Raw genomic sequence first — 5,021 nt, 5'->3', positions numbered from 1 at the left:
ATGCCCGGCACGGCCGCGGCCGGCACCGATTCCGGCACGCGCGGCGTCGCGATGCGCGCGCGCGCGGCAGCGGCGGGCGTCACCGCGGCGAGGTCGGAGTCGGCCAGTGCGACGATTTCGACACTGCCGTCATCGAGCGTGCGGTTCGACAGCACGACGGCGTCGGCGCCGAGTGCCTCGCGCACAAGACGAAGCGCGTCGCGGCTCGTCGCGCCGGTGAATTTGCGAATGTTCAAGCGGAACCCCCGATGACGTTAACGACCTTGATCGTGCGTGTGTCCGGCACTTCGGCGTACGACAGCACTTTCAATTGCGGCAGGCTGCGGCGCAGGAAGCGCGCGAGCATCGCGCGCAGCGCGTGCTGCACGAGCAGCACGGGCGGCAGCCCGAGATTCTGTTGACGCAGCAGCGCTTGCTGCGTGCCGGTCAGAAGGTTGTGCGCGAGGCCGGGCTCGAGGCCCGGGTTCGCGCCGGTGGCGAGCGCCTGCGACAGCACGCGCTCGAGATTCGCGTCGAGGCCCATCACCTGCATCTCGCCCGAGCCCGGATACCACTGCTGCGTGATCGCACGGCCGAGCGACAGCCGCACGGCGGCCGTGATCTCGTATGCGTCGCCGCGGCCCGCATGTTCGGACACGGCTTCGAGGATCGTGCGCATGTCGCGGATCGGCACGCCTTCCTCGAGCAGGTTCTGCAGCACCTTCTGCAGCGTCGTCAGCGAGATCGTCTTCGGCACGAGATCCTCGACGAGCGACGGCGCGTCCTTGCCGGTGCGCTCGACGAGCGCCTGCACTTCCTGGCGGCCGAGCAGCTCGGCCGCGTGCTGGACGACGAGATGGTTCAGGTGCGTCGCGACGACGGTGCTCGCATCGACGACCGTGTAGCCGTACACCTGCGCCTGTTCGCGCATCGCGACGTCGATCCACACGGCCGGCAGCCCGAATGCCGGGTCCTGCGTGGCAGCGCCCGGCAGCGCGGCCGTCACCTGCCCGGGATTGATCGCGAGCCACTGGCCGGGGAACACTTCGCCCGCGCCGATCTCGACACCCTTCAGCGCGATCCGGTATGCGTTCGGCCGCAGCTCGAGGTTGTCGCGGATATGGATCACCGGCGGCAGGAAGCCGATTTCCTGCGCGAATTTCTTGCGGATGCTCTTGATCCGCTTGAGCAGCTCGCCGTCGCTGTTCTTGTCGACGAGCGGAATCAGCCGGTAGCCGACTTCGAGGCCGAGCGGGTCGATCAGCTGCACGTCGTCCCACGTCGCCTCGTGGCTGTCGGCCGGCAGCGCGGCGGGCGGCGCGATTTCGGTCACGTCGCCGGCCGCCTTGCGCGCGGCCGCGCGCTTCGTCTGCGTGCGGGCAAGCCAGATCGCGCCGCCGCCGAGCAGCAGGAACGCGAAGTGCGGCATCCCGGGAATCAGCCCCATCAGCACAATGATCGCGCCGGTGATCGTCAGCACGCGCGGGTTCGTGAACAGCTGGCCGGTGATCTGCGTGCCGATGTCCTCGTCGGTCGCGACGCGCGACACGATCACGCCGGCCGCGGTCGAGATCACGAGCGACGGAATCTGCGCGACGAGGCCGTCGCCGATCGTCAGCAGCGTGTAGTTCGTGCCCGCGGCCGCGAACGTCATGTCGTGCTGGACCATCCCGACGATCAGCCCGCCGATCACGTTGATCGCCATGATGATCAGGCCGGCGATCGCGTCGCCGCGCACGAACTTCGACGCGCCGTCCATCGACCCGTAGAACTCCGCCTCCTGTGCGACGGCCTGACGGCGCTTGCGCGCGACTTCCTCGTTGATGAGGCCGGCGTTCAGGTCCGCGTCGATCGCCATCTGCTTGCCGGGCATCGCGTCGAGCGTGAAGCGCGCGGACACTTCGGCGATGCGCCCCGCGCCCTTCGTGATCACCATGAAGTTGATGATCATCAGGATCACGAACACGACGATGCCGACCGCGAAATTGCCGCCGACGAGGAAGTGGCCGAACGCCTCGATCACCTGGCCGGCCGCGTCGGGGCCGGTGTGACCTTCGAGCAGCACGACGCGCGTCGACGCGACGTTCAGCGACAGCCGCAGCAGCGTCGAGAACAGCAGCACGCTCGGGAACGCCGCGAAGTCGAGCGGCTTCATCGTGTACATGCTGACGAGCAGCACCATCACCGACAGCGCGATGTTGAACGTGAACAGCAGATCCAGCAGCAGCGGCGGCAGCGGCAGGATCATCATCCCGAGGATCATGCAGATCAGGACCGGGCCCGCGAGCGCGCGCAGGTTGGTGCCCGCGAGCAGGTTCGGACGCTTCGCGAACAGGCTGCCCGGCGTGCTCATGCCGTGCCTCCGGCCGTGCCGAGCACGTCTTCGGCTTCGTCGCGCTCGTCGTCGGCGGCCACCGACGCGCCCTTGTCGAGCTCGGCCGGCACGTCGAGATCGACCGGCGCGGCCGGGAACGCGCCGCCTTCCGAGCGGAAGCGCTTGAGCTGATAGACCCACGCGAGCACTTCGGCGACGGCCGAGTACAGCGAGCCGGGAATCTCGCGCTCGAGTTCGACGTTGTGATACAGCGCGCGCGCGAGCGGCGGCGCCTCGAGCAGCGGCACGTTGTGCTCGGCCGCGAGTTCGCGGATGCGCGCGGCGACCAGGTTCACGCCCTTCGCGACGACCTTCGGCGCGCGCATCTCGCCGTCCGTGTACTGCAGCGCGACCGCGAAGTGCGTCGGGTTCGTGACGACCACGTCCGCCTTCGGCACGGCCGCCATCATCCGGCGGCGCGCGATCGCGCGCTGCTGCTGGCGAATGCGCCCCTTCACGTGCGGATCGCCTTCGTTCTCGCGATGCTCGCGCTTCACTTCTTCCTTCGTCATGCGCAACTTCTTGTTGTACTGCCAGAGCTGATACGGAACGTCGAGCGCGGCGACGACGAGCATGCCGGCGACCGTCGTGCCGCAGCACACGGCGACGAGATGCAGCGCATCGGCGAGCGCGGTGCCGAGCGGCCGCGTCGCGAGGCCGAGCAGCTCGTCCTTGCTGCGCCAGATCGCGATGCCGCCGATCCCGCCGACGACGAGCGTCTTCGCGACCGACATCGCGAGCTGGATCGGCCCCTGGATCGAAAAGATGCGGCCGAGCCCGGCGATCGGGTTCAGCCGGTCGAACTTCAGCTCGAACGTCTTCTGCGACAGCAGCCAGCCGCCGAGCGCCATCGGTGCGAGCAGCGCGGCGAGGCCGGTGAGCGCGAGCAGCGGCAGCAGCGCGGCCAGGCCTTCGACGCTCGCGCTGCCGGCCGCCGACAGCATCCGGTTCGTGTCGAACGCGGTCGCGCGATCGAACGAGAACGCGCCGCGAAGCATCGTCTGCAGATGCGTGCCCGACGGACCCGCGAGCAGCCACGCGCCGTAGAACCCGGCCGCGAGCAGCGCGAACGAAGCGAGTTCGCGCGAGCGCGCGACCTGCCCCTCCTCGCGCGCCTTCTCGCGGCGTCTCGGAGTGGCGGCTTCGGTTCGGTCGAGATCGCTCTCGTCTGCCACGGGGCCTCCAGTCGGGTACGGCGGGATGCCGCTTTCCAGTGACACCGATTATTCATGCGCGCGTCAAACGCCGATCGGTCGAGCAAAGCCGGGAAAGGGGGGTATTTCGGGGAATCGGGCGGGCTGGCGACGTCCGGGTCGGTCCTCGCATCGGGAAAGCGCGGCGATCCGATCAATATTTAGAAGCGCAGCGGCAATCGGCGGGGCATGATCGGCGCTCCATTGACAGGAAACACCATGCCAATTACCAGAACCGGCGACGTCGGTCCGACCCGGCACATCACGATACGCGGCGACAGTTCAGAACCGCACTCCATGCCGACGAAGGCGATTCTCGAGCATATCGTGGCCGTCGCTTCGCGCAGCGCCGGTTACTTGCGTGGCGCGTCGCCGGATGACGTCGCGTACGCGAGAAAGCAGCTGGGGTCGATCCACGACCCGAAGCGGTTCCTTTCGTCCATTTACTTCGCAAAACGTCATGGCGTCGAGATGGACGAGACCCTCCTTGCGCATGTCGCCGTGGATATGCTCGAAGCGGGCAACCGACACGCCCATCCGCTGCGAAAGGGCTACAGAAAAGCACGCGGTAATGAGATGCGGTACCGATCTCTACGTACGGGCGATGCCACCGCAAAAAAATTTAACCTCTCAAATATTCATGCCGACACGGACTATCAGGCGGTCGCCCGACGTCACGGAATCCGCGAGCTGGATCCGCTACGGGAACGGTATGTCAACTGTTGCGTCGGATGGATATCGAGAGGCATCCCCCGAAACTATCTTGCAGCGGCCGCGCTCGCCCCTTTCCCAACGCGGCGTGCGACGGCGGAAGCTGAAAGCTTACTGAGGAAGCCAGGCCACGCCCTGCTGGCGAAGATGATACGGGACGCCATCGCCACTCACGGGCTGTCGCGGCAAGCGGCGCTGGCCAAATACGGTGCAGAGGACAATGATGAGGTTCTCCGCCTGCTCGAGAAACGGCATTTGCCGGCCGACGCCTACGAACAGTGCATCGCGGGTACGCCATGCAACGACATCGTGTTGAATGACGAGAACGAAGACGTGAGGCTGACGCTGCAGCGAATCGCCATCGGCCGTTACCTTCGCAGCGCTGCCCCGCTTCCTCGTTATTCCGATGTCGATGCAGTGGCAGCCCACCTAGGCATCGACGCCCCCGAACTCAGGCAACACTTTCGAAAGGCAGTGATCTGGGAAGCCTTCGACAGGATCAGGCTGGGCACGCGCGTCGGCGACGTGGCCCGCGAGCTAGGTATTCCCGAAGGAAGGCTGGCTCTGCATGCGAAATCGTGGCAGAGCGAGCTGCCGGAAAATCACACGGCGGAGAAAAGGTGGGGACAGGTAGACTGCTATAGCTTCCGGCACGCTTTTACGGTGGCAGCCAAAACCCTGATGACTGAGCTAGTGTCCCGTTCCGTTGTTAACTGATCTATGTTCACGTAGCATGTTGACGTCAACGGAACGGGAGACATCAG

At 66.5% G+C, this 5,021-nt stretch carries 3 protein-coding genes and 1 pseudogene; 1 reads left to right on the top strand and 3 read right to left on the bottom strand.

What is annotated here, in order from left to right; all coding sequences use genetic code 11:
• The 3 genes and pseudogenes from flhF to flhB all read right to left on the bottom strand — a co-directional run.
• Nucleotides 1–236, bottom strand: a pseudogene (flhF, locus tag BUB20358_RS27595) (flagellar biosynthesis protein FlhF); the annotation flags it as partial.
• Nucleotides 233–2,332 (bottom strand): flagellar biosynthesis protein FlhA, encoded by a 2,100-nt coding sequence (flhA, locus tag BUB20358_RS27590; RefSeq protein ID WP_006762891.1) that lies wholly within the window; start codon nt 2,330–2,332, stop codon nt 233–235. The pseudogene flhF and the gene flhA, both read right to left, overlap by 4 nt.
• Complete coding sequence (gene flhB, locus BUB20358_RS27585) at nt 2,329–3,528, bottom strand: flagellar biosynthesis protein FlhB (RefSeq protein ID WP_035971381.1); 1,200 nt, start codon at nt 3,526–3,528, stop codon at nt 2,329–2,331. The genes flhA and flhB overlap by 4 nt, the downstream gene beginning before the upstream one ends.
• A 237-nt stretch (nt 3,529–3,765) precedes the next feature.
• On the opposite strand from flhB, the gene BUB20358_RS27580 reads away from it, so the two are divergent.
• Nucleotides 3,766–4,974, top strand: a complete 1,209-nt coding sequence (locus BUB20358_RS27580; protein ID WP_123806802.1) for a hypothetical protein — start codon at nt 3,766–3,768, stop codon at nt 4,972–4,974.
• Nucleotides 4,975–5,021: the final 47 nt, after the last annotated feature.

Source organism: Burkholderia dolosa (assembly GCF_902499135.1).
Classification (GTDB): Bacteria; Pseudomonadota; Gammaproteobacteria; order Burkholderiales; family Burkholderiaceae; genus Burkholderia; species Burkholderia dolosa.
This window is presented reverse-complemented; position numbering and strand designations above follow the sequence as displayed.